Source organism: Aeromonas sobria (assembly GCF_050266975.1).
Taxonomy (GTDB): Bacteria; Pseudomonadota; Gammaproteobacteria; order Enterobacterales; family Aeromonadaceae; genus Aeromonas; species Aeromonas sobria_B.
Genome location: NZ_JBKISU010000018.1, coordinates 29,759 through 49,439, shown reverse-complemented (window position 1 = coordinate 49,439; position 19,681 = coordinate 29,759). Strand labels below are relative to the sequence as shown.

Sequence of the window (19,681 nt, the reverse complement as noted above, 5' to 3'; positions counted from 1 at the left end):
GACTCCTTCTCTCTCTCCCCCTGCGTCTCGGCAAAGGCCGGCGCCCTGGCCGAGCCAACCACAAGGGGCTGTTTGGCTCGATTGCTGTCACACCTTGTCATCAAAGGGGCTTATAATGGCGGCACAAAAAACCATAACCGATTGAAGACATGCAAGAATGTCTCTGCCTCATCCCTGCCCCTGAAGGAGTTTCCATGAAGAAAAACGTCATCTGTGACATCGACGGCGTCATTTTGCACAACAACGATCTCATCCCGGGGGCCGATCTCTTCGTCCATCGCCTGCTGGAACAGGGCAGCAAGCTGTTGTTCCTCACCAACTATCCGGCCCAGACCCAGAAAGACCTGCAAAACCGCTTTCGCGCGGCCGGGATAACGGTGCCGGAGGAGAGCTTTTATACCTCCGCCATGGGCACCGCCGATTTCCTCAAGCGCCAGGATGGCAAGAAGGCCTATGTGATAGGAGAAGGGGCCCTGACCCACGAGCTCTACAAGGCTGGCTTCACCATCACCGACATAGACCCCGACTTCGTGGTGGTGGGGGAGACCCGCAACTACAACTGGTCCATGATGCAGCTGGGGGCCAAGTTTGTCGCCCAGGGCGCCCGCTTCATCGCCACCAATCCGGACACCCACGGCCCCATGATGTACCCGGCCTGCGGCGCCCTGTGCGCCCCCATCGAGCGGATGACCGGCAAGAAGCCCTTCTATGTCGGCAAGCCGAGCGCCTGGATCATTCGCGCGGCGCTGAACCGGATGGAGGCTCACTCCGACAACACCCTCATCATAGGTGACAACCTGCGCACCGACATCCTCGCGGGTTTCCAGGCCGGTCTGGAAACCGTGCTGGTGCTGTCAGGGGTGAGCAAGGTGGCCGACATAGAGCAGATGCCCTTTAGCCCCAACCACATCTTCAATTCCGTGGTCGATATCGACATCGTCTAGGTCGGCCGATGGCGGCGCGGCCCCTGCGGGCCGCCCATCCCTCATGAGTTGCGGGCCGAGGCCCGGAAGATGGTAATTGTATGGAACCTGTACTGATCGCCGTGGCATTCGTCTGCGGCATGCTGGTCAACCTGATTGGCCTGCCTCCCCTGCTCGGCTTCCTCGCCGCCGGCTTCCTTCTCAATGGCATGGGGTATGAAAATACCCCGGCCCTGGCAGAGCTGGCGGATCTCGGGGTCACCCTGCTGCTGTTCACCATAGGGCTCAAGCTGGATGTGCATACCCTGCTACGTCGGGATGTGTGGGGCACCGCCAGCCTGCACATGCTGCTCTCCACCCTGCTGTTTACCCTGGTGCTCCTGGTGTGCAAGGGGCTCGGCATGGCGCTGGCCATGTCCCTGGGCTGGCAACTCGCCGTGCTGCTGGGGTTTGCCCTCTCTTTCTCCAGCACTGTCTTCGCGGTCAAGGTGCTCGAGGAGCGCAGCGACATGAATGCCCTCTATGCGCGCCTCGCCATCGGGGTGCTGGTGATGCAGGACATCTTCGCCGTCGCCTTTCTCGCCATCTCCAGCGGCAAGCTGCCGAGCATCTGGGCGCTGTGGATCCTGGGGCTGCCCCTCCTGCGCCCCCTGCTGTGCCGGCTGCTCGAGCGAGCCGGTCACGGGGAGTTGCAGGTGCTGTTTGGGGTCTTCCTGGCCCTGGTGCTGGGGGCCGCCGGGTTCGAGGTGGTGGGGCTCAAGCCGGATCTGGAGGCCCTCATCATCGGCATGATGCTGGCCTCCCACCCCGCCGCCGCCGGGCTGGCCAAGGCGCTGTTCACCCTCAAGGATCTCTTCCTCATCTGCTTCTTCCTGACCATAGGGCTCAACGGCCTGCCGACCCAGGATGCCATGTGGATAGCCCTGGCCCTGGTGCTGGCGCTGCCGTTCAAGAGCGCGCTCTATTACCTGGTTTACAGCGGCGCCCACCTGAGGGTACGCACCGTGCTGCTCTCCACCCTGGCGTTGAGCAACTTCTCCGAGTTCGGCCTCATCGTCGCCGCCATCGCCGCCAAGGCGGGCTGGCTCTCCCATGAGTGGCTGGTGACCCTCTCCCTGGCGCTGGCGGCCAGCTTCATGATCTCGGCCCCCCTCAATGGCCAGAGCGAGCGGATATACCACAGGTTCGGCAACTGGTTGCGCGGCCTGCAGGCCAGCGATCTGCACCCGGAAGACAGGCCCATCGAGCTGGGCGACGCCCAGGTGATCATCCTCGGCATGGGCCGCATCGGCCAGGGCGCCTACTTCGAGCTGGAGAACAAGTACGGTCCCGTCATCCTGGGGGTGGAGAACGACCACGGCAAACTGCCCGGGCTGCGCGAGCGCAACATGAACGTGATAGAGGGGGACGCGACCGATACCGACTTCTGGGACAAGGTGCTCATCTCCAACCAGATAGACCTGGTGCTGCTGGCCATGCCCCATCACTCCGGCAACCTCTATGCCATCGAGAAGCTGCGCAGCCACGGCTTCACCGGCAAGATAGCCGCCATCGTCCGTTTCGAGGACGACATCGACTCCCTGCGCGAGCAGGGGGTGGACGCCGTGTTCAACGTCTATGACGAGGCGGGCAGCGGCTTCGCCCGCCACGTGATCAGGGGAATGGAGGGGCGCGACCCCCTTGGCAAGACGGGGACGATCGTTTAGCGTACCTTGCTAGCCGTCAATTAAAACGAACGGGGCGTCGTCGGCTACCAGGAGGGTGGCCGGTAAGCCCCTGGTTCTCCCCTGCCATGGAGGCATCATGCTGACACTCAAAGACTGGACCCTGCTCGACCGCCAGACGGTCACCCCCTCGCCACTCACCCCGGCCCCGGAGCGCATCCGGGCGGGCAACCCGACCCAGAGCGTCTGGAACCACTACTCGGATCCGAGCCAGCAGTTTCATGTCGGCTTCTGGCACTGCGAGCCGGGGCGCTGGGCGGTGCACTACACGGAGCACGAATATTGCCAGCTGCTGGAGGGGGAGGTCTGCATCCACGATGATGAGGGGAACCAGCTGCATCTCGGCCCCGGGGATCGCTTCGTCATCCCGGCGGGCTTCACCGGACAGTGGGAGACCCTCACCCCCTGTCGCAAGCTCTATGTGATCTTCGAACCCAGCGCTTAGGCCGAGATGAGGCGGGGTATCCCTTGCCCCATGACGCCCGCGTCAAGCAGCTTGACGCGGACGTCATGGTTTTGAGCGGGCAGGATCCGGCCCACGGACCCGATTTTGTGCCATGTTGCCGCTTGCAAAAGGGGGTGGCGCTAGGCATTGTGAATGGCGAGGAATGTAAATGGAATTTCGAGCCCAAACGTGGGGGGCTCAATAAAAATTAAAGAGGATTTACATCAATGTGCTCAATTTTCGGCATTCTGGACATCAAATCTGACGCGGCAAGCCTGCGTAAATCGGCGCTCGAGATGTCCAAGCGACTGCGCCACCGCGGGCCAGACTGGTCCGGTGTCTACAGCTCTGACAAGGCGATCCTGGTCCACGAGCGACTGGCCATCGTCGATCCAGGCAATGGCGCCCAGCCCCTCTACAACCCGGAACGCACCCACGTGCTGGCGGTCAACGGCGAGATCTACAACCACAAGGAGCTGGAGAAGACCCTGGCGGTGGACTTCCAGTTTCAGACCAAGTCCGACTGCGAGGTGCTGCTTGCCCTCTACAAGGAGAAAGGGCCCGCCTTCTTGGATGATCTCAACGGCATCTTCGCCTTCATCCTCTATGACGCCGAGCAGGACGCCTATCTGATTGGCCGCGACCACATGGGCATCATCCCCCTCTACACCGGGCGTGACGAGCATGGCAACCTCTATGTCGCCTCCGAGATGAAGGCCCTGGTGCCGGTGTGCAAGAGCGTGGAAGAGTTCCCGCCCGGACACTACCTGTGGAGCAAGGATGGGGTCCTGACCCACTACTATCAGCGGGACTGGCGCGAGTTTGACGCCGTCAAGGACAACCCCGCCTCGGTCGAGGAGCTGCGCGCCGCCCTCGAGGCCGCGGTCAAGCGCCAGCTGATGTGCGATGTGCCCTACGGCGTGCTGCTCTCCGGCGGCCTGGATTCGTCCGTCATCTCCGCCATCACCAAGATCTATGCCGCCCGTCGCATCGAAGACGATGGCAAGAGCGAGGCCTGGTGGCCCCAGCTCCACTCCTTCGCAGTGGGGCTGGAGGGGTCGCCGGATCTCGCCGCCGCCCAGAAGGTGGCCGATCACCTGGGCACCGTCCATCACCAGATCCACTTCACGGTGCAAGAGGGCCTCGATGCCCTGCGGGACGTCATCTATCACCTCGAGACCTATGACGTCACCACCATACGCGCCTCGACCCCCATGTACCTGATGGCGCGCTACATCAAGGCGATGGGCATCAAGATGGTGCTCTCGGGCGAGGGCTCGGACGAGCTGTTCGGCGGCTACCTCTACTTCCACAAGGCGCCGAGCGCCAAAGATTTCCACGAGGAGACGGTGCGCAAGCTCGACGCCCTGCACCTCTACGACTGCCTGCGGGCCAACAAATCCATGGCCGCCTGGGGCGTGGAGGGCCGGGTGCCCTTCCTCGACAAGGAGTTCATGGACGTGGCGATGCGCCTCAACCCTGCTGCCAAGATGTGCGGCAACGGCAAGATAGAGAAGCACATCTTGCGCGAGGCGTTCGAGGCCCTGCTGCCCCACGAGGTGGCCTGGCGGCAGAAGGAGCAGTTCTCCGACGGCGTGGGTTACTCCTGGATAGACAGCCTGAAAGCCATGGTCGAGGTCGAGGTGACGGATCAGATGTTCGAGGCGGCCTCCTTCCGCTTCCCCATCCATACCCCCCTCACCAAGGAGGCCTACTTCTACCGCGCCATCTTCGAGGAGCACTTCCCGCTGGAATCCGCCGCCCGCTGCGTGCCCTACGGCAAGTCGGTCGCCTGCTCCACCCCGACCGCGCTGGAGTGGGATGCCAAGTTCAAGGAGATGGCCGATCCGTCCGGTCGCGCCGTGCTGGACGTCCACCAGCAGGCCTACTGAGCGCGGACTTGCCCGCCCGATAATGAAAAAGCGCAGCCCTGGCTGCGCTTTTTGCTGGCGCCCGTCTGGCAAGACGAGCGCCGATATCAGGGACTAGCGTCCCTGGCAGTATTCGGCAAAGGCGTCGATCACCTCGGCCACGTCATCGTCGGTGATCTGCAAGTGGGTGACCAGCCGCATCTCGCCATAGCCGGAGAAGAGGATGCCCCGCTCCTTCATGAAGGCCAGCAGCTCCCCGCTCTCCCCCTTGTCGAGCTGCAGGAACAGCATGTTGGTCTGCACCTGCGCCAGGCTCAGCTTGATACCCGGCAGGGCGGCCAGCCCTTCGGCCAGGCGGCGGGCCCGGCGATGGTCATCCGCCAGTCGCTCGAACTGGTGCTCCAGGGCATATTGCGCGGCGGCGGCGAGGAAGCCGGCCTGGCGCATGCCCCCACCCACCATCTTGCGCAGCCGTCTGGCCCGGGCGATGGTGGCGCCATCCCCCACCAGCACGGATCCCACCGGTGCCCCCAGCCCCTTGGAGAGGCAGAGGGAGACGCTGTCGAAGGGGGCGGCAATATCGGCCAGGGAGACCCCGCTCGCCACGGCGGCGTTGGCGACCCGAGCCCCGTCCAGGTGCAGCTTGAGCCCGTGCTGATCGGCGAAGGTGCGCGCCTGACGCAGATACGCGAGGGGCAGCACCTTGCCACTATGGGTGTTCTCCAGGCAGAGCAGGCGGGCCTGGGCGAAATGGGGGTCATCGGGCTTGATGGCCGCCGCGAGATCGGCAAAGGCCAGGGTGCCGTCGGCCTGCATGGGCACGGGATTGAGGGCCACCGAGCCCAGCACAGCGCTGCCCATGGCCTCGTAGCGGAAGATGTGAGCCCCCTGGCCGAGCAGCGCCTCCTCGCCGCGCTGACAATGGGCCAGCACCCCGAGCAGGTTGGACATGGTGCCCGAGGGGACAAAGAGGGCGGCCTCCTTGCCCAGGCGCCCGGCGGCATAAGCCTCGAGGGCATTGACGGCGGGGTCTTCCCCGTACACATCATCCCCCACCTGGGCATGGAGCATCACCTGACGCATGGCGTCCGTGGGCTGGGTTACCGTATCACTTCGTAAATCGATATAGCGCATGAGATCCCTCCTGATGCAGGAGGATGACATTAGCCAGCTCGGGCAGGCTTGGCAAGGAAGCCATACTCAGAATGTGAAACCCGGGGGGCTCGGCCACCGGGTCGAACACCGCCTGCCCGCCCCAAGTTGATCACACCGGCAAATCTGACGCAAGTCCCTGGCATGGGGCCAGAAACCGGGTTAGGGTGATCGGGAGACCTTGCACCACCAGCCCCGCCAGGGGCGCAGACAAACAGGGATCTCCTGGCATTGCTGTCATTATGTCGCTGACTCATTCCTCCTTTGACAGGAAGTCAATGATATGAAACATACCGACTCAGCCGTACCCAAGGCGCACCGCCATCAGCCGTCAGATATCCGCCTCTCTCGTGATGGACAACCGCCGCCAGCCGCCGACACCCTGCGGGATAAGGCCATGCCGACTCCTGGCCCTGCCGGCATGCGCCTCCCCATACCCTGTTCATGGATGGATCCCCCCTTTTTCCCCCCGCCGCCGGCAAGCCGGCCGACGCGTCTTGTAAGCAGCCTCATGGCCGCCCGCGGCGAGCAGGACCATGGCCGCAGCGATGACCCTGGGCCACTTCCAGGCAGCGACCCGCCCGTTCCCCCTCCCCCATCACATCAGCATTCACAAGACAGATCCCGCCCATGAGCAGAGGAGAGACACCATGAAAAACCTTCATCACATCCTGTTTGTCAGCCAGGGGCTGGTCGATGAAACGGAAGCCCTGACGCAGGCCATGAGCCTGGCCCGCAACAATCGGGCCATCCTGACAGCCCTGGTGGTATGCCCTCCATTTCCCCGGCAAATGAAGCACTACAGAGAAAGGTACGAGGCCTCTCTCAAGGCACAGCTGGCGCACGCCATCCAGGCCGCTCGCGATGTCGTCAAGGTGGATGAATCCGAACTGCCGCTGCACATCGACATAGAGAGTGGGGATGCCCCCGCCATTCGCATCATTCGACACGCGCTCAAGCATGCCCATGATCTGGTCATCAAGGCCGCAGAGCCCAAGGAGGGTGGCAAGGGCTTCAAGGCCATCGACATGGAGCTGCTGCGCAAGTGCCCTTGCCCCGTGTGGCTGACCCGTCCCATTCACCGGCATCGCAACGCCATTCGCGTCGCCGTGGCTATCGATCCGCAGAGTTCGGCCCCCGAGGGACACGACCTCTCCCTGCACCTATTGAAGGAGGCCCGTGCACTCGCGGACACATGCAGCGGCGAGTTGAGCGTCCTCTCCTGCTGGGAGTATGAGTTCGAGGAGTATCTGCGTCACAACGTGTGGCTCAAGATATCGGATGATGAGTTAAATCAGCAGATAGGTGCCGCCAAAGCGGAGCATCAGGCGGCGCAACAGCGCCTGTTGCAAGCGTCCGGCATTCAGGGCGCCTTGCAGTTGCACCTGCTGCGCGGGCATGCGGAACATGTGATCCCCCGATATGTGGCCGAGCAGGGCATCGACATCCTGGTGATGGGCACGGTTGCCCGTACCGGGATCTCGGGCTTCTTCATCGGGAATACGGCGGAAAACATAGTGCAGACCCTGGCATGCTCTCTGCTGGCCCTCAAGCCCAACGGTTTTGTCTCCCCGGTGGCGGCATATTGACGCTGGGAGCGAACCATGCACACGGAGCAACCCGGAGGCCGCCGCCCTCAAGCGGGCGGACGGCGGCATCGCCATGGGCCATAAGGGATCGGAAGCGGCCAAGGAGGCCGCCGACCTGGTGCTGGCCGATGATAACATCGCCTGCATTGCCGCGGCCGTGCGAGAGGGGCGCACCGTCTATGACAACATCAAGCAGGCCATCCGCTGGACCCTGCCCAGCAACGCGGGGAGGCCATGACCATCATGGAGACGGAGAAACAGCTCAGGCTGCTATGTGCTCCCCTGAAGCGCCCTTAGGGGGCCGGGCCTTTCCAGGGCGAGGCACCGGGCTCAAGCCTCATCCAGGTGCTTGCCGAACTGGCGGGCCATGGCCAGATCGAGAAAGCCGTCGGCCCGCTTGTGGCTGCGCAGGAACTGGTAGTAGGCGAGCAGCTTCACCAGGGCCTCCTCATCGGGCAGCACGGTGGCGGGCGCCTGTTCCCGCAGCAATTCCCCCGCCCCCTGCAACGCGGCCCGATCCACCACCTCCGCCTGCCGATAGAGATAGCCGCAGCCGGTGGCGAGCCACTCCAGGGAGCAGTTGGCGGCCATGGCGATCTGGTTCGCCTTGGCAAAGCCGGGCTCGGCCCCCTTGAGGTACTTGCGGATCAGCGCCTCACCCAGTCCCACCTTGCGGGCGAAGGCGCTCACGCTCATCTCCCCCATCAATATGCGCAGCCGCGCGGCAAACCCTGCGTCCATCTGCCCCTCCATCAGAACCAAAGTACGAATTGCACGGGGCGCCAATATTGCCTTAGCCGGGGGCAGGGGCCAAGATAGGCCCAGCATTTATTCCAAGGAGTGAGTTATGACCGTATCCCGCCTGCCTCTGCATCCCCAGGGTCCGGAGTTCTCCCGCATCGTCATGGGTTACTGGCGCCTGATGGAGTGGCAGCTCAGCCCGACGGCCCTGCTGGACCTCATCAAGTACCACCTGGACCTTGGCGTCACCACCCTAGACCACGCCGACATCTATGGCGGCTATCAGTGCGAGGAGGCCTTTGGCCGTGCCCTGCGTCTGGAACCCGCCCTGCGCAGCCGGATGGAGCTGGTCAGCAAGTGCGGCATCGCCCTCACCGCCAAGCCCGAGCATGCCCTCAACCACTACAACACCAGCAAGGAGCACATCATCGCCAGCGCCGAGGCCTCCTTGCACAAACTCGGCACCGATCACCTGGATCTGCTGCTGATCCACCGCCCGGACCCCCTGATGAATGCCGACGAGGTGGCCGAGGCCTTCATCGCCCTCCAGCAGGCGGGCAAGATCAGGCACGCCGGTGTCTCCAACTTCACCGCACGCCAGTTCGAACTGTTGCAGTCGCGCCTGCCCTTCCCCCTGGTCACCAACCAGCTGGAGATCTCCCCCCTCAACCAGGATCTCACCCTGGATGGCACCCTGGATCAGTGCCAGCAGCTGCGTATCAGGCCCATGGCCTGGTCTTGCCTCGGCGGCGGCAGCCTGTTCCATGACGGCCGCTACCAGGGATTGCGCCACGAGCTGGAGCGGATCCGCGAAGAGGTGGGGGCCCAGACCCTGGAGCAGGTGGTCTACGCCTGGGTCATGATGCTGCCGAGCCAGCCGCTGCCCATCATCGGCTCGGGCAAGCGCGAGCGGATCGCCAGCGCCGTCGCCTCCGAGCAGATCAGGCTCGATCGCCAGCAGTGGTTTCGCATCCGCAAGGCGGCCCTGGGCTACGACGTGCCTTGATCCCGGCGCGATGCGCCCTCTTGCACAAACAGAAACGGCATGGGAAAACCCATGCCGTTTTGCGTTAGCGAGGCCCCTTAACGATGACGCTGGGGGCGACCACGGGGTGCATCTGTCTTGGGTTTGGCCTGATTGACCGTGATGGTGCGGCCACCAATCTCGGTGCCGTGCAGCTCGGCGATCGCCTTCTCGGCGTCGCCATTGACCGGCATTTCAATAAAACCGAATCCCTTGGACTGACCGGTGTCGCGATCGATGATGATATCGACCTTGTCCACCTGTCCAAACTGGCTGAATAGGGTTGTCAGTTCGTCGGCCGTCATCCGGTACGACAGATTACCTACGTAAATCTTCATGCCATCCACTCTCGAGTCAGGGTGCCTTCACTATGCAATCACCGGCGCCGCAGCAAGGGCACAACCACCACGCCGGATTGACCCGGGCATCATGCCCGGGGCCTCCTCGCCTCAGAGTCCAAGCCATTGATCTCTTGGACAAGTCAGGCGACAAGTTCAATGCGAATAACTGGCAGTATCTGAGCTTGCCCCCGGCTTGTCTAGAAATTAATCAGCTCGATGTGGCACCAATTGCGCCAGCAGAGCCCCCAGGGCGCGCCGACTGTGCCAGGCCCGTTTAAAGCCAAAACGGTAGACGCCCGGGCTCACTTCATGGGCGGGCTCCTCCCCCAGGTCCAGCAACTCGGCCACCTGGGTCAGCTCATCCTGGTCCAGGGCAAGATCCAGGCTGAACTCGAGCCACTCCCCGTTGTGGCCGACCCGCCGCTCGCGGCCCACCTCGACCAGGGCGGCCCGGGGCAGCGCCCTGACGCTGTCCTGCTGGCCGTTGATGAGATAGAGATGATCCCTGTCCCAGGCGAGCTCCGCCATGCGCCAGGGCTGCCAGTGGCGGGGCACCAGCATCATCAGCAGCACTATGCCGCCAAAGATGACGCCGACCCAGGGCAGGAGCCCCATCTGGGGATACCCTTGCCAGAGTGACGCCCCCACCGCCGCCAGGCTCAGCACCAGCAGGCTGCCCATGGCGACATAGAAGCGCCCGGCCGGCGGTTGCAGCCAGCAGACCCCCGCCTTGCCGACCAGCTCACTCGCTTTCATCATCCTCTTCCCCTGTTCAGATACCGTTGAGGGGCGCATTGTGGCAACAAGGCGACACCGGGCGCAAGGGCAAGCCAGGTGCTGGTCTCGCCCCCCGCTCTGTTGCTATGCTGGTGACGCTCAAAAGACACCCTTTATCCCTGTTCGAGGCACATCATGCTTATCGCCACCCTGCTCTTGCTGGGCGCCACTGCACAACCCGAGGCCATCGGCGGTTATGCCGGCGGCTGCCTGAAAAATGGCATGGCCCTACCCCTGAGTGGCCCGGGCTACCAGGTGATCCGCAGCAAGCGACTGCGCTACTACGGTCACCCCGACCTCATCGACTACCTCAAGGGGCTGGCAAGCCGCACCAGGATGGCCGGCCTGCCGGATCTCTACATCGCCGATCTCGCCATGAGCCGCGGCGGCCCCTTCCGCTCGGGACACCGCAGCCACCAGACCGGGCTCGACGCCGACATCTGGTTTCGCATGGCCAACCAGCCCATCAACCGCTGGGAGCAGGATGCCCCCAAGGAGTGGGCCCTCATCGACGAGCCCAGCTATCGGGTGCTGCCGGGGCGATTCGGCCCCCAGCAGCTGACCCTGCTGCGCCTCGCCGCCCAACCGGCGGAGGTGACCCGCATCTTCATCAACCCCGCCCTCAAGGCGGAGGTGTGCAAACGCAGCCCGGACGAGCCCTGGGTCGGCAAGCTCAGGCCCTGGGTCGGCCACTTCAGCCACTTCCATGTGCGGCTGCGCTGCCCGGCCGGCAGCCCGGACTGCCAGCCCCAGGCCCCCATACCGCCGGGCAATGGCTGCGGCGCCGAGCTCGCCTCCTGGCTCAAGGACAAGCCGCAGTTGCCCAGGGTCTCCGTCACCTATCGCAACCTGCCCCCGCTGCCTCGCCGTTGTGAGGGCTGAGCACAAGGGGTATGGTGTGCGGGCAAACATTGAAAACTCACTGGAGAACAACGAGATGGCAACGAGTATCTGGCGCCCCTTCACCCGGGCCTGCCTGCTGGCTTCCCTGCTGCTGACCCTGACCGGCTGCGGCATGAACACGATCCCGACCCTGGATGAACAGGTCAAGGCGAGCTGGGGCCAGGTGGAGAACCAGTATCAGCGCCGCGCCGATCTGGTCCCCAACCTGGTTGCCACCGTCAAGGGCTATGCCAGCCACGAGCAGGAGACCCTCAAGGCGGTCACCGATGCCCGGGCCCGGGTCGGCAGCCTGCAGGTGAGCGATCCCGCCCAGCTCCAGCAGTTCGAGGCGGCCCAGAACCAGCTCAGCAGCGCCCTCTCCCGCCTCATGGTGGTGGTGGAACGTTACCCGGATCTGAAAGCGGATCAGCAGTTTCTCACCCTGCAGGCCCAGCTCGAGGGCACGGAGAACCGCATCTCGGTGGCTCGCCGTGACTACATAGAGGCGGTGCGCCAGTTCAATACTGAGCTGCGCACCTTCCCGGGGGTCATCTGGGCCAAGCTGCTCTACTCGGATCTCGAGCCCAAGCCGAGCTTCAGTGCCAAGCCGGGTGCCGACGAAGCGCCCAAGGTCGAATTTTGATGGCGCAACTCATCCGGCCCTGGCTGTTGCTGCTGGGGCTGCTCTGTTCCTTCTCCCTGCTGGCCGCCCCCCAATTTCCGGCCCTGAGCGGGCGTGTGGTCGATGAGGCGCACCTGCTGAGCCCGGAGCAGGCCAGTCGCCTCACCCGCGAGCTCGCGGCCTTCGAACAACAGAGCGGCGTCCAGCTGGTGGTCGTCTCCCTCACCAGCCTGGATGGCAATACCATAGAGGAGTACGGCTACCAGCTCGGCCGCCACTGGGGCATTGGCCAGCAGGGCAAGAACAATGGCGTGCTGCTGATCATCTCCCCCGAGGATCGCAAGGTGCGCATCGAGGTGGGCTACGGCCTGGAGGGGGTGTTGCCCGACGCCATCGCCGCCAACATCATCCAGACCCGGGTGCTGCCCGCCTTTCGTCGAGGCGACATGGCGAGCGGCATCCTCGGCGGCAGCCAGGCCATCATGCAGGCACTGGCCGGCGAGTATCAGGCCAAGGCTCCTCCCAAGAAGGACAAGGTCAACGGCCTGCTCATCTTCATCATCATGGTGATTGCCATGATAGTGCTGCACAACCTGCGCGGTGGCGGAGGGGGCGGCGGCGGCCGGGGCCGCAGAGGCGCCATCTATACCGCCGGCGGATTCGGTGCCGGACGCTCGGGTGGCGGTTTTGGCGGCGGCAGCTTCGGCGGCGGTGGTGGCAGCTTCGGTGGCGGCGGTGCCTCCGGTGGCTGGTGATCCCCATACCTATTGAGATAAAGAGATGATATCAAAACAGTTTTTTCACACTCTCCAGGCCAGGGTCAAGCAGGCCGAGCAGGCCACGGACGCCGAGTTGGTGACGGTACTGGCCCCGGCCAGCGACAGTTATCGCTACATCCCCACCCTGTGGGCGGCCCTGCTCGCCATGCTCACCCCCCTGCTGGTGTTCGAGCTGGGCTTCTGGCTCGGCTGGTACGAGATCCTGCTGACCCAGTGGGCGGTCTGGCTCGCCCTGACCCTGCTGTTTCACTGGACCCCCATCAAGATGCTGCTCATTCCCAAGAAGGTGCGTCGCCACCGGGCGGCCCTGATGGCGCGGCTGCAATTTGTCGAGCAGGGGCTGCACCGCACCCACGACCGGCTGGGGGTGCTGATCTTCGTCTCGGTGGCGGAGCACTATGTGGAGATCCTGGTCGATGACGGGGTCGCCCGGCACATAGAGAACGCCCAGTGGCAGGCGATCATCGACGACTTTACCGCCCGGATCCGCAAGGGTGAGGTGGAGCCCGGCTTCATCGAGTGCGTGACCCGCACCGGCGCCATCTTGGCCGATGCCTTCCCCCCCACCAACGACAAGAACGAGCTGCCCGACAGCCTGATCATGCTGGACAAGCCATGAGGCGATAAAAGCGCCAGAGTCGGCATAAAAGCTGTGCAAACGGAAAAAGATATGAAAAACAAGGGGAAAAAAGGTTGACCCATCACCGGCTTTCCCCTAAATTACGCCCCGTTCCAGCGCAACAGCGTAGTGAACACAGTGTTGGCTGAACACGTTAAACCACAGACCAAAATTTGGTGAGGTGTCCGAGTGGCTGAAGGAGCACGCCTGGAAAGTGTGTATACGGCAACGTATCGAGGGTTCGAATCCCTCCCTCACCGCCAAATTGAAAAAACCGACCTCAGGGTCGGTTTTTTGCTTTTCGTCATGCCGGCCCCTCCCTGCCCCCCTCCCCTTGTCTCTCACCCCTTGCCCGATCTCTTTCAGAGGGCGCTGACCAGCGATCCCGCGTCTCCTGGGCCAGGAGGTCCTTCACCGCTGCCAGCGCCGAGCTCGGGCTCTCTGCCCCGGCAGGCAAGATGACCGCCTGCTACGAATAAAAAAACCGGCCACATGGGCCGGTTCTCTCATTATGGGGTTGCCTGCATCAGCCCAGGCGGACCCGGGCGTTTCTGAACATGCGCATCCAGGCACCGTCCTCGCCCCAGTTGTCCGGGTGCCAGGAGTTGGCCACGGTGCGGAATACCCGCTCCGGGTGCGGCATCATAATGGTGGCGCGGCCGTCCGTGGTGGTGACCGCAGTGATGCCGTCCGGTGAGCCGTTCGGGTTGGCCGGGTAGCCTTCGGTCGCCTGACCCCGGTTGTCGACGAAGCGCAGCCCCACCAGACCGCTGGCTTGCAGCGCGGCAAGGTGGGCGGCGTCTTGCACCTCCACTCGCCCTTCCCCGTGGGAGACGGCGATGGGCATCACGGAACCCGCCATGCCGGCGAAGAAGGCGGACGGGGAATCCTGCACCTGCACCAGGCTGAAGCGCGCCTCGAAACGCTCGGAGCGGTTGCGCACGAAGCGCGGCCAGAGATCGGCCCCCGGGATGAGGTCGCGCAGGTTGGACATCATCTGGCAACCGTTGCACACCCCCAGGGAGAGGGTGTCGCCGCGCTCGAAGAAGCGCTGGAACTGCTCGCGGGCGTTGTCGTTGAACAGGATGGACTTGGCCCAGCCTTCCCCCGCCCCCAGCACGTCGCCGTAGGAGAAGCCGCCACAGGCCACCAGGGTCTGGAACTGGCCAAGCTCGATGCGGCCGCTGAGGATGTCGCTCATGTGCACGTCCACCGCGGTGAATCCGGCGCGATCAAACGCCGCCGCCATCTCGACGTGGGAGTTGACCCCCTGCTCGCGCAGCACCGCCAGACGGGGGGAGACCCCGCGGGCGATGTAGGGGGCGGCCACGTCCTCGGACGGGTTGTAGCTCAGGCTGGCGTGCAGGCCCGGGTCGGTGGCGTCCTGGCGAGCGGCATGCTCCTGATCCGCGCACTCCGGGTTGTCCCGCAGGCGCTGCATCTGCCAGCTGGTCTCGCCCCAGAGGGTACGCAGGGCGGTGCGGCTGGCGCGATACACCTCCTGGCCGACCCGCTTCATCACCAGATCATCGCCGTCGCTGGCGGTGCCGATGACATGGGCGCAGGCCGCCAGGCCGTGGCCCGCCAGCAGGGTCATCACGGCTTCCTTGTCCTCGCGGCGCACCTGAATGACGGCCCCCAGCTCCTCGTTGAACAGGGCGGGCAGCAGCTCGCCACCGACGCGATCGAGCTGGATATCGAGGCCGCAGTGACCGGCGAAGGCCATCTCGGCCAGGGTCACGAACAGGCCGCCATCGGAGCGGTCGTGGTAGGCGATCAGCTTGCTGTCCGCCACCAGGGCCTGAATGGCGTTGAAGAAGCCCTTGAGCTGGGTCGGGTTGTCCAGATCCGGCGCACTGTCACCGAGCTGGCGATAGACCTGGGCCAGGGCGGAGGCGCCCAGGCGCTGCTTGCCGTTGCCAAGGTCGATGAGGATAAGGTCGGTCTCACCGAGATCGGTGCGAAGCACAGGGGTCACGGTATTGCGCACGTCTTCCACCCGGGCAAAGGCGGTGATGAGCAGGGAGAGCGGCGAGGTGACGCTGCGCTCCTCGCCATCTTGCTGCCAGCGGGTCTTCATGGACATGGAGTCCTTGCCCACCGGTATGGTGAGGCCGAGCTCGGGGCAGAGCTCCTCCCCCACGGCCTTCACGGCGTCGTAGAGGCCGGCATCTTCCCCCGGGTGACCGGCGGCGGACATCCAGTTGGCGGAGAGCTTGACCCGCTTCAGCGACCCGATGTGGGCCGGCGCCAGGTTGGTCAGGGCCTCGGCCACCGCCATGCGGGCAGAGGCGGCGTGGGAGAGCAGGGCCACCGGGGTGCGCTCCCCCATGGACATGGCTTCGCCGTGATAGCTGTCGTAGGTGGCGGCGGTGACGGCGCAATCGGCCACCGGGATCTGCCAGGGACCGACCATCTGATCGCGGTTGACCAGGCCCGTCACGGTGCGATCGCCGATGGTGATGAGGAAGGATTTCTCCGCCACGGTCGGCAGGCGCAGCACCCGCTCGGCCGCGTCATTCAGGGTGATGCCGTCCAGTTGCAACGCCTTGCCCTGGGCGGGCAGGCTCTGCACGTCCCGGTGCATCTTGGGCGCCTTGCCGAGCAGCACGTCCAGGGGCAGATCGATGGGCTGGTTGTCAAAATGCGCATCGGAGAGGGTGAGGTGCTTCTCTTCGGTGGCGGTACCGATGACGGCATAGGGGGCGCGTTCGCGCTCGCACAGGGCCTGGAACAGCGCCAGCTTGTCCTGGGCGACCGCCAGCACGTAACGCTCCTGGGATTCGTTGCACCAGATCTCGAGCGGGCTCATGCCGGGCTCGTCGCTCTGGATGGCGCGCAAGTCGAAGCGACCACCGCGCTCGCCGTCGTTGACCAGTTCGGGCATGGCGTTGGAGAGGCCACCGGCGCCCACGTCGTGGATGAAGGCGATGGGGTTGTCGTCCCCCAGTTGCCAGCAGCGATCGATCACCTCCTGGCAGCGGCGCTCCATCTCGGGGTTGTCCCGCTGCACCGAGGCAAAATCGAGGTCTTCGGCAGACTGGCCGGAGGCCATGCTGGAAGCCGCGCCGCCGCCCAGGCCGATGTTCATGGCCGGGCCGCCCAGCACGATCAGGGCCGCGCCGACCGGGATCTCCCCTTTCTGGACGTGTTCGCTGCGGATGTTGCCAAGGCCGCCCGCCAGCATGATGGGCTTGTGATAGCCGCGCACCTCGACGCCGTTGTGGCTCGGCACCTTCTCTTCGAAGGTACGGAAGTAACCGAGCAGGGCCGGACGGCCAAATTCGTTGTTGAACGCCGCCCCGCCGAGCGGGCCTTCCTGCATGATGTCAAAGGCGCTGACGATGCGGCTCGGCTTGCCGAAATCCTGCTCCCAGGGCTGCTCGAAACCGGGGATGCGCAGGTTGGAGACGGAGAAGCCCACCAGACCCGCCTTGGGCTTGGCGCCACGACCGGTCGCACCCTCGTCGCGAATTTCGCCGCCGGAGCCGGTGGCCGCCCCCGGGAAGGGGGAGATGGCGGTCGGGTGGTTGTGGGTCTCCACCTTCATCAGGATGTCGACCCGCTCCTGGTGATACTGGTACTCGCCCTTGCTGCTCGGGAAGAAGCGGCCAGCCTCGCTGCCCTCCATCACGGCGGCGTTGTCTTTATAGGCGGACAGCACATGATCCGGCGTCTGTTCGAAGGTGTTCTTGATCATCTTGAACAGGGACTTGGGCTGGGGTTGCCCGTCTATGGTCCAGTCGGCGTTGAAGATCTTGTGACGGCAGTGTTCGGAGTTCGCCTGGGCGAACATGTAGAGCTCGATGTCGTTGGGGTTACGACCGAGCTTGGTGAAGTTCTCCACCAGGTAGTCGATTTCGTCATCGGCCAGGGCCAGGCCCAGGGCGATGTTGGCCGACGCCAGGGCGGCGCGACCACCGCCGAGCACATCCACCTGGGTGAAGGGGCGCGGTTCATGGTGAGCAAACAGGGCGCTCGCCTGCTCGGGGGCCGAGAAGACGGTCTCCATCATGCGATCGTGCAGCAGGGCGGCCACATCCGCGTGCTGGTCGGCGGTCAGTTCGCCTTCCACATAGTAGGCAATACCGCGCTCGAGCCGCTTGACCTGGGTCAGGCCGCAGTTGTGGGCGATGTCGCTTGCTTTGGAAGACCAGGGGGAGATGGTGCCGGGACGGGGGGTAACGAGGAAGAGCTGGCCGCTGGGGGCGTGTTCCTGGATGGTCGGGCCGTAGCGCAGCAACCGTTCCAGTGTCGTTCGCTCGCCATCGGAGAGCGGCGCAGTCAATTCGGCAAAATGCACGTATTCGGCGTAGATACTGCTTATCTCGAGTCCTCTGTGCGCGAAGCTTTGCAGCAACTTGTTGATACGAAACTCAGACAGTGCAGGCGCACCTCGCAAGATTTCCATATGACCTTTCTCACCAAGTTTTAATGTGTGGGGGGGATTTGAGACGCGCGTATTATAGGGATCCCGCCCCCGCCGGACAAACGTTTTTATCCTCGCCATCGATGTGACTCGCCTCCGACTCTCTGGTATAAAGGGGCCTGTTTCCCGACGATCGTCGATATTTTCAACAAGGGTATTCACCTACTTGCGCCCCATTGTTCGACTGCTGCTCGCCGTGACCATGACCCTGGCCCTCGCCAGTTGTGACTTTCACACCCCCTCCAGCCAGCTGGAACAGATCCGCCAACGGGGCGAGATCCGGGTCGGCACCCTGTACGGTCCCACCTCCTATTACCAGCGGGACGACACGGCCCTGGGCTACGATTACGAGCTGGCCCAATCCTTCGCCGACTGGCTCGGGGTCAAGCTGACCATAGTGCCGGTCAACACCAGCGCCGAGCTGGTGGGGCTGCTGGAGCGGGGCAAGCTGGATCTGGCCGCCGCCGCCATCGTCGTCACCCCGGAGCGCCGCGCCCTGTTTCGCTTCGGCCCCGGCTTCTATCAGGTCTCCCCCAAGCTGGTCTATCGCAACGGCACCCGGCGCCCCCGCAGCCTGGCGGACGTCGACGGCCAGTTGGTGGTGGCCCAGGGCTCCACCGGCGATGACCTGCTCAAGGCCTATGGCAAGCAGCATCCGACCCTGAGCTGGCGCGCGGACGCCAGGATGGACACGGAGGACTTGCTCAAGGCCGTGGCCAAGGGCGAGATCGACTACACCATAGTGCAGGACACTGTGCTGGCCCGCACCCAGCGTTACTACCCCGAGCTGGCCGAGGCGCTCACCCTCTCCGACAACCAGACGGTGGCCTGGGCCATGAACCGGCTGCCCGATGACAGCCTCTACGCCAGCATCATCGACTTCTTCGGCCAGCGCTTCATGGACGGCGCCATCGCCAAGCTCGACGAGAAATACTTCGGCCATGTGCAGAACTTCGACTTCGTCGATACCCGCACCTTCCTGCGCCGGGCCAAGGAGCGGCTGCCCAGGTACCAGTCCCTGTTCAAGCAGCACGCCCTGGACATCGACTGGCGCCTGCTGGCCGCCATCAGCTATCAAGAGTCCCACTGGGACCCCAATGCCCGCTCCTACACAGGGGTGCGCGGCATGATGATGCTGACCGAAAACACCGCCAAGGCCATGGGGGTGAAGGACAGAACCCACCCAAAGGAGAGCATCGAGGGGGGCGCCCGCTATCTCAAGCTGATGATGGACAAGGTGCCGGACTCTGTTCCTGACGATGAAAAGGTGTGGTTCGCCCTCACCGCCTACAACATAGGTTACGGTCACATGATGGATGCCCGCCGCCTCACCAAGCTGCTTGGCAAGGACCCCGACAGCTGGGGCGACGTCAAGGAGGTGCTGCCGCTGCTGCAGCAGGCCAGATGGCACAGCAAGGTGCGCTACGGCTACGCCCGGGGCGGCGAGGCCCGCAGCTATGTCAACAATGTGCGCCAGTACTACCAGAGCCTGCTCTGGCTCGACAACGAGCAGCAGAAGGCGCGGCGCCTCGAGGCCCTGGACGAGGATGACAGCGAAGCGGTGAGCCAGGCGGCGCCCAGCCCCATCGCGGAGGCCGTGAGCCGGATCACGGGTGCCGAACAAGGCTGATATTCCCCCCTGTCTTAGGACCGGCCGGCCTGCTATCATGCCGACACAGCGGAGCCTGTCCGACACGGCGCCATCCCCCGGCAGCCCGGCTCGCGATGGTCAATGACAGTGTCGGCAGTGCCCCACCTCGAGT

Annotated in this window: 17 protein-coding genes and 1 tRNA gene; 13 read left to right on the top strand and 5 right to left on the bottom strand. The window is 64.3% G+C overall.

Annotated elements, in window-relative coordinates:
• Window positions 1-194: 194 nt before the first annotated feature.
• The 4 genes from ACLHZ1_RS11880 (at window position 195) to asnB (ending at window position 4,984) form a co-directional block, all read left to right on the top strand.
• Entirely contained in the window at window positions 195-944 is a 750-nt protein-coding gene (locus ACLHZ1_RS11880) for an HAD-IIA family hydrolase (RefSeq protein ID WP_408796568.1), read from the top strand.
• Window positions 945-1,024: 80 nt separating this feature from the next.
• Window positions 1,025-2,629 (top strand): cation:proton antiporter, encoded by a 1,605-nt coding sequence (locus ACLHZ1_RS11875; RefSeq protein WP_427262254.1) that lies wholly within the window; start codon window positions 1,025-1,027, stop codon window positions 2,627-2,629.
• A gap of 97 nt (window positions 2,630-2,726) precedes the next feature.
• Window positions 2,727-3,092: a cupin domain-containing protein gene (locus ACLHZ1_RS11870; RefSeq protein ID WP_408796570.1), complete on the top strand. Its 366-nt coding sequence runs from the start codon at window positions 2,727-2,729 to the stop codon at window positions 3,090-3,092.
• Between the two features lie 227 nt (window positions 3,093-3,319).
• Window positions 3,320-4,984 (top strand): asparagine synthase B, encoded by a 1,665-nt coding sequence (asnB, locus tag ACLHZ1_RS11865; protein ID WP_408773000.1) that lies wholly within the window; start codon window positions 3,320-3,322, stop codon window positions 4,982-4,984.
• A gap of 93 nt (window positions 4,985-5,077) precedes the next feature.
• Here asnB and ltaE read toward each other — a convergent pair whose 3' ends face one another.
• On the bottom strand, window positions 5,078-6,097 hold the full coding sequence (gene ltaE, locus ACLHZ1_RS11860) for a low-specificity L-threonine aldolase (protein ID WP_427262253.1): 1,020 nt from the start codon (window positions 6,095-6,097) through the stop codon (window positions 5,078-5,080).
• Between the two features lie 668 nt (window positions 6,098-6,765).
• On the opposite strand from ltaE, the gene ACLHZ1_RS11855 reads away from it, so the two are divergent.
• Window positions 6,766-7,704: a universal stress protein gene (locus tag ACLHZ1_RS11855; RefSeq protein WP_427262252.1), complete on the top strand. Its 939-nt coding sequence runs from the start codon at window positions 6,766-6,768 to the stop codon at window positions 7,702-7,704.
• Window positions 7,705-7,777: 73 nt separating this feature from the next.
• On the top strand, window positions 7,778-7,942 hold the full coding sequence (locus ACLHZ1_RS11850; RefSeq protein ID WP_427262251.1) for a hypothetical protein: 165 nt from the start codon (window positions 7,778-7,780) through the stop codon (window positions 7,940-7,942).
• 92 nt (window positions 7,943-8,034) lie between these two features.
• Here the strand turns inward: ACLHZ1_RS11850 and ACLHZ1_RS11845 are convergent, their stop codons facing one another.
• A complete protein-coding gene (locus ACLHZ1_RS11845; protein ID WP_408796572.1) occupies window positions 8,035-8,445 on the bottom strand; it encodes a helix-turn-helix domain-containing protein in 411 nt (136 codons plus the stop codon).
• Between the two features lie 106 nt (window positions 8,446-8,551).
• Here ACLHZ1_RS11845 and ACLHZ1_RS11840 point away from each other — a divergent pair, with 106 nt between their 5' ends.
• Window positions 8,552-9,451, top strand: a complete 900-nt coding sequence (locus tag ACLHZ1_RS11840) for an aldo/keto reductase (protein WP_427262250.1) — start codon at window positions 8,552-8,554, stop codon at window positions 9,449-9,451.
• 77 nt (window positions 9,452-9,528) lie between these two features.
• On the opposite strand, the gene ACLHZ1_RS11835 is transcribed toward ACLHZ1_RS11840, so the two are convergent.
• Together ACLHZ1_RS11835 and ACLHZ1_RS11830 are read right to left on the bottom strand one after the other, a co-directional pair.
• A complete protein-coding gene (locus ACLHZ1_RS11835; protein WP_427262249.1) occupies window positions 9,529-9,807 on the bottom strand; it encodes an RNA recognition motif domain-containing protein in 279 nt (92 codons plus the stop codon).
• A 207-nt stretch (window positions 9,808-10,014) separates the two neighbouring features.
• Window positions 10,015-10,566: a hypothetical protein gene (locus tag ACLHZ1_RS11830; protein WP_427262284.1), complete on the bottom strand. Its 552-nt coding sequence runs from the start codon at window positions 10,564-10,566 to the stop codon at window positions 10,015-10,017.
• Window positions 10,567-10,722: 156 nt separating this feature from the next.
• On the opposite strand from ACLHZ1_RS11830, the gene mepA reads away from it, so the two are divergent.
• The 5 genes from mepA (at window position 10,723) to ACLHZ1_RS11805 (ending at window position 13,752) form a co-directional block, all read left to right on the top strand.
• Complete coding sequence (mepA, locus tag ACLHZ1_RS11825; RefSeq protein WP_408796574.1) at window positions 10,723-11,469, top strand: penicillin-insensitive murein endopeptidase; 747 nt, start codon at window positions 10,723-10,725, stop codon at window positions 11,467-11,469.
• Window positions 11,470-11,524: 55 nt separating this feature from the next.
• Complete coding sequence (locus ACLHZ1_RS11820; protein WP_408796575.1) at window positions 11,525-12,112, top strand: LemA family protein; 588 nt, start codon at window positions 11,525-11,527, stop codon at window positions 12,110-12,112.
• Window positions 12,112-12,846, top strand: a complete 735-nt coding sequence (locus tag ACLHZ1_RS11815) for a TPM domain-containing protein (RefSeq protein ID WP_427262248.1) — start codon at window positions 12,112-12,114, stop codon at window positions 12,844-12,846. Before ACLHZ1_RS11820 ends, ACLHZ1_RS11815 begins: the two co-directional genes overlap by 1 nt.
• A 25-nt stretch (window positions 12,847-12,871) precedes the next feature.
• A complete protein-coding gene (locus ACLHZ1_RS11810) occupies window positions 12,872-13,489 on the top strand; it encodes a TPM domain-containing protein (protein ID WP_408796577.1) in 618 nt (205 codons plus the stop codon).
• A gap of 175 nt (window positions 13,490-13,664) precedes the next feature.
• Window positions 13,665-13,752 (top strand) — tRNA-Ser (locus ACLHZ1_RS11805).
• Window positions 13,753-14,015: 263 nt separating this feature from the next.
• Here the strand turns inward: ACLHZ1_RS11805 and purL are convergent.
• Window positions 14,016-17,900: a phosphoribosylformylglycinamidine synthase gene (gene purL / locus ACLHZ1_RS11800; protein WP_427262247.1), complete on the bottom strand. Its 3,885-nt coding sequence runs from the start codon at window positions 17,898-17,900 to the stop codon at window positions 14,016-14,018.
• A 184-nt stretch (window positions 17,901-18,084) separates the two neighbouring features.
• Between purL and mltF the strand changes: the two genes are divergently transcribed.
• Window positions 18,085-19,548, top strand: coding sequence for a membrane-bound lytic murein transglycosylase MltF (gene mltF, locus ACLHZ1_RS11795; protein WP_427262246.1), 1,464 nt, complete (start codon window positions 18,085-18,087; stop codon window positions 19,546-19,548).
• Window positions 19,549-19,681: the final 133 nt, after the last annotated feature.

Coding starts and splice junctions, on each gene's coding strand:
- ACLHZ1_RS11880 (WP_408796568.1), top strand. CDS start 195: ATGAAGAAAAACGTCATCTGTGACATCGACGGCGTCATTTTGCACAAC.
- ACLHZ1_RS11875 (WP_427262254.1), top strand. CDS start 1,025: ATGGAACCTGTACTGATCGCCGTGGCATTCGTCTGCGGCATGCTGGTC.
- ACLHZ1_RS11870 (WP_408796570.1), top strand. CDS start 2,727: ATGCTGACACTCAAAGACTGGACCCTGCTCGACCGCCAGACGGTCACC.
- asnB (WP_408773000.1), top strand. CDS start 3,320: ATGTGCTCAATTTTCGGCATTCTGGACATCAAATCTGACGCGGCAAGC.
- ltaE (WP_427262253.1), bottom strand. CDS start 6,097: ATGCGCTATATCGATTTACGAAGTGATACGGTAACCCAGCCCACGGAC.
- ACLHZ1_RS11855 (WP_427262252.1), top strand. CDS start 6,766: ATGAAAAACCTTCATCACATCCTGTTTGTCAGCCAGGGGCTGGTCGAT.
- ACLHZ1_RS11850 (WP_427262251.1), top strand. CDS start 7,778: ATGGGCCATAAGGGATCGGAAGCGGCCAAGGAGGCCGCCGACCTGGTG.
- ACLHZ1_RS11845 (WP_408796572.1), bottom strand. CDS start 8,445: ATGGACGCAGGGTTTGCCGCGCGGCTGCGCATATTGATGGGGGAGATG.
- ACLHZ1_RS11840 (WP_427262250.1), top strand. CDS start 8,552: ATGACCGTATCCCGCCTGCCTCTGCATCCCCAGGGTCCGGAGTTCTCC.
- ACLHZ1_RS11835 (WP_427262249.1), bottom strand. CDS start 9,807: ATGAAGATTTACGTAGGTAATCTGTCGTACCGGATGACGGCCGACGAA.
- ACLHZ1_RS11830 (WP_427262284.1), bottom strand. CDS start 10,566: ATGAAAGCGAGTGAGCTGGTCGGCAAGGCGGGGGTCTGCTGGCTGCAA.
- mepA (WP_408796574.1), top strand. CDS start 10,723: ATGCTTATCGCCACCCTGCTCTTGCTGGGCGCCACTGCACAACCCGAG.
- ACLHZ1_RS11820 (WP_408796575.1), top strand. CDS start 11,525: ATGGCAACGAGTATCTGGCGCCCCTTCACCCGGGCCTGCCTGCTGGCT.
- ACLHZ1_RS11815 (WP_427262248.1), top strand. CDS start 12,112: ATGGCGCAACTCATCCGGCCCTGGCTGTTGCTGCTGGGGCTGCTCTGT.
- ACLHZ1_RS11810 (WP_408796577.1), top strand. CDS start 12,872: ATGATATCAAAACAGTTTTTTCACACTCTCCAGGCCAGGGTCAAGCAG.
- purL (WP_427262247.1), bottom strand. CDS start 17,900: ATGGAAATCTTGCGAGGTGCGCCTGCACTGTCTGAGTTTCGTATCAAC.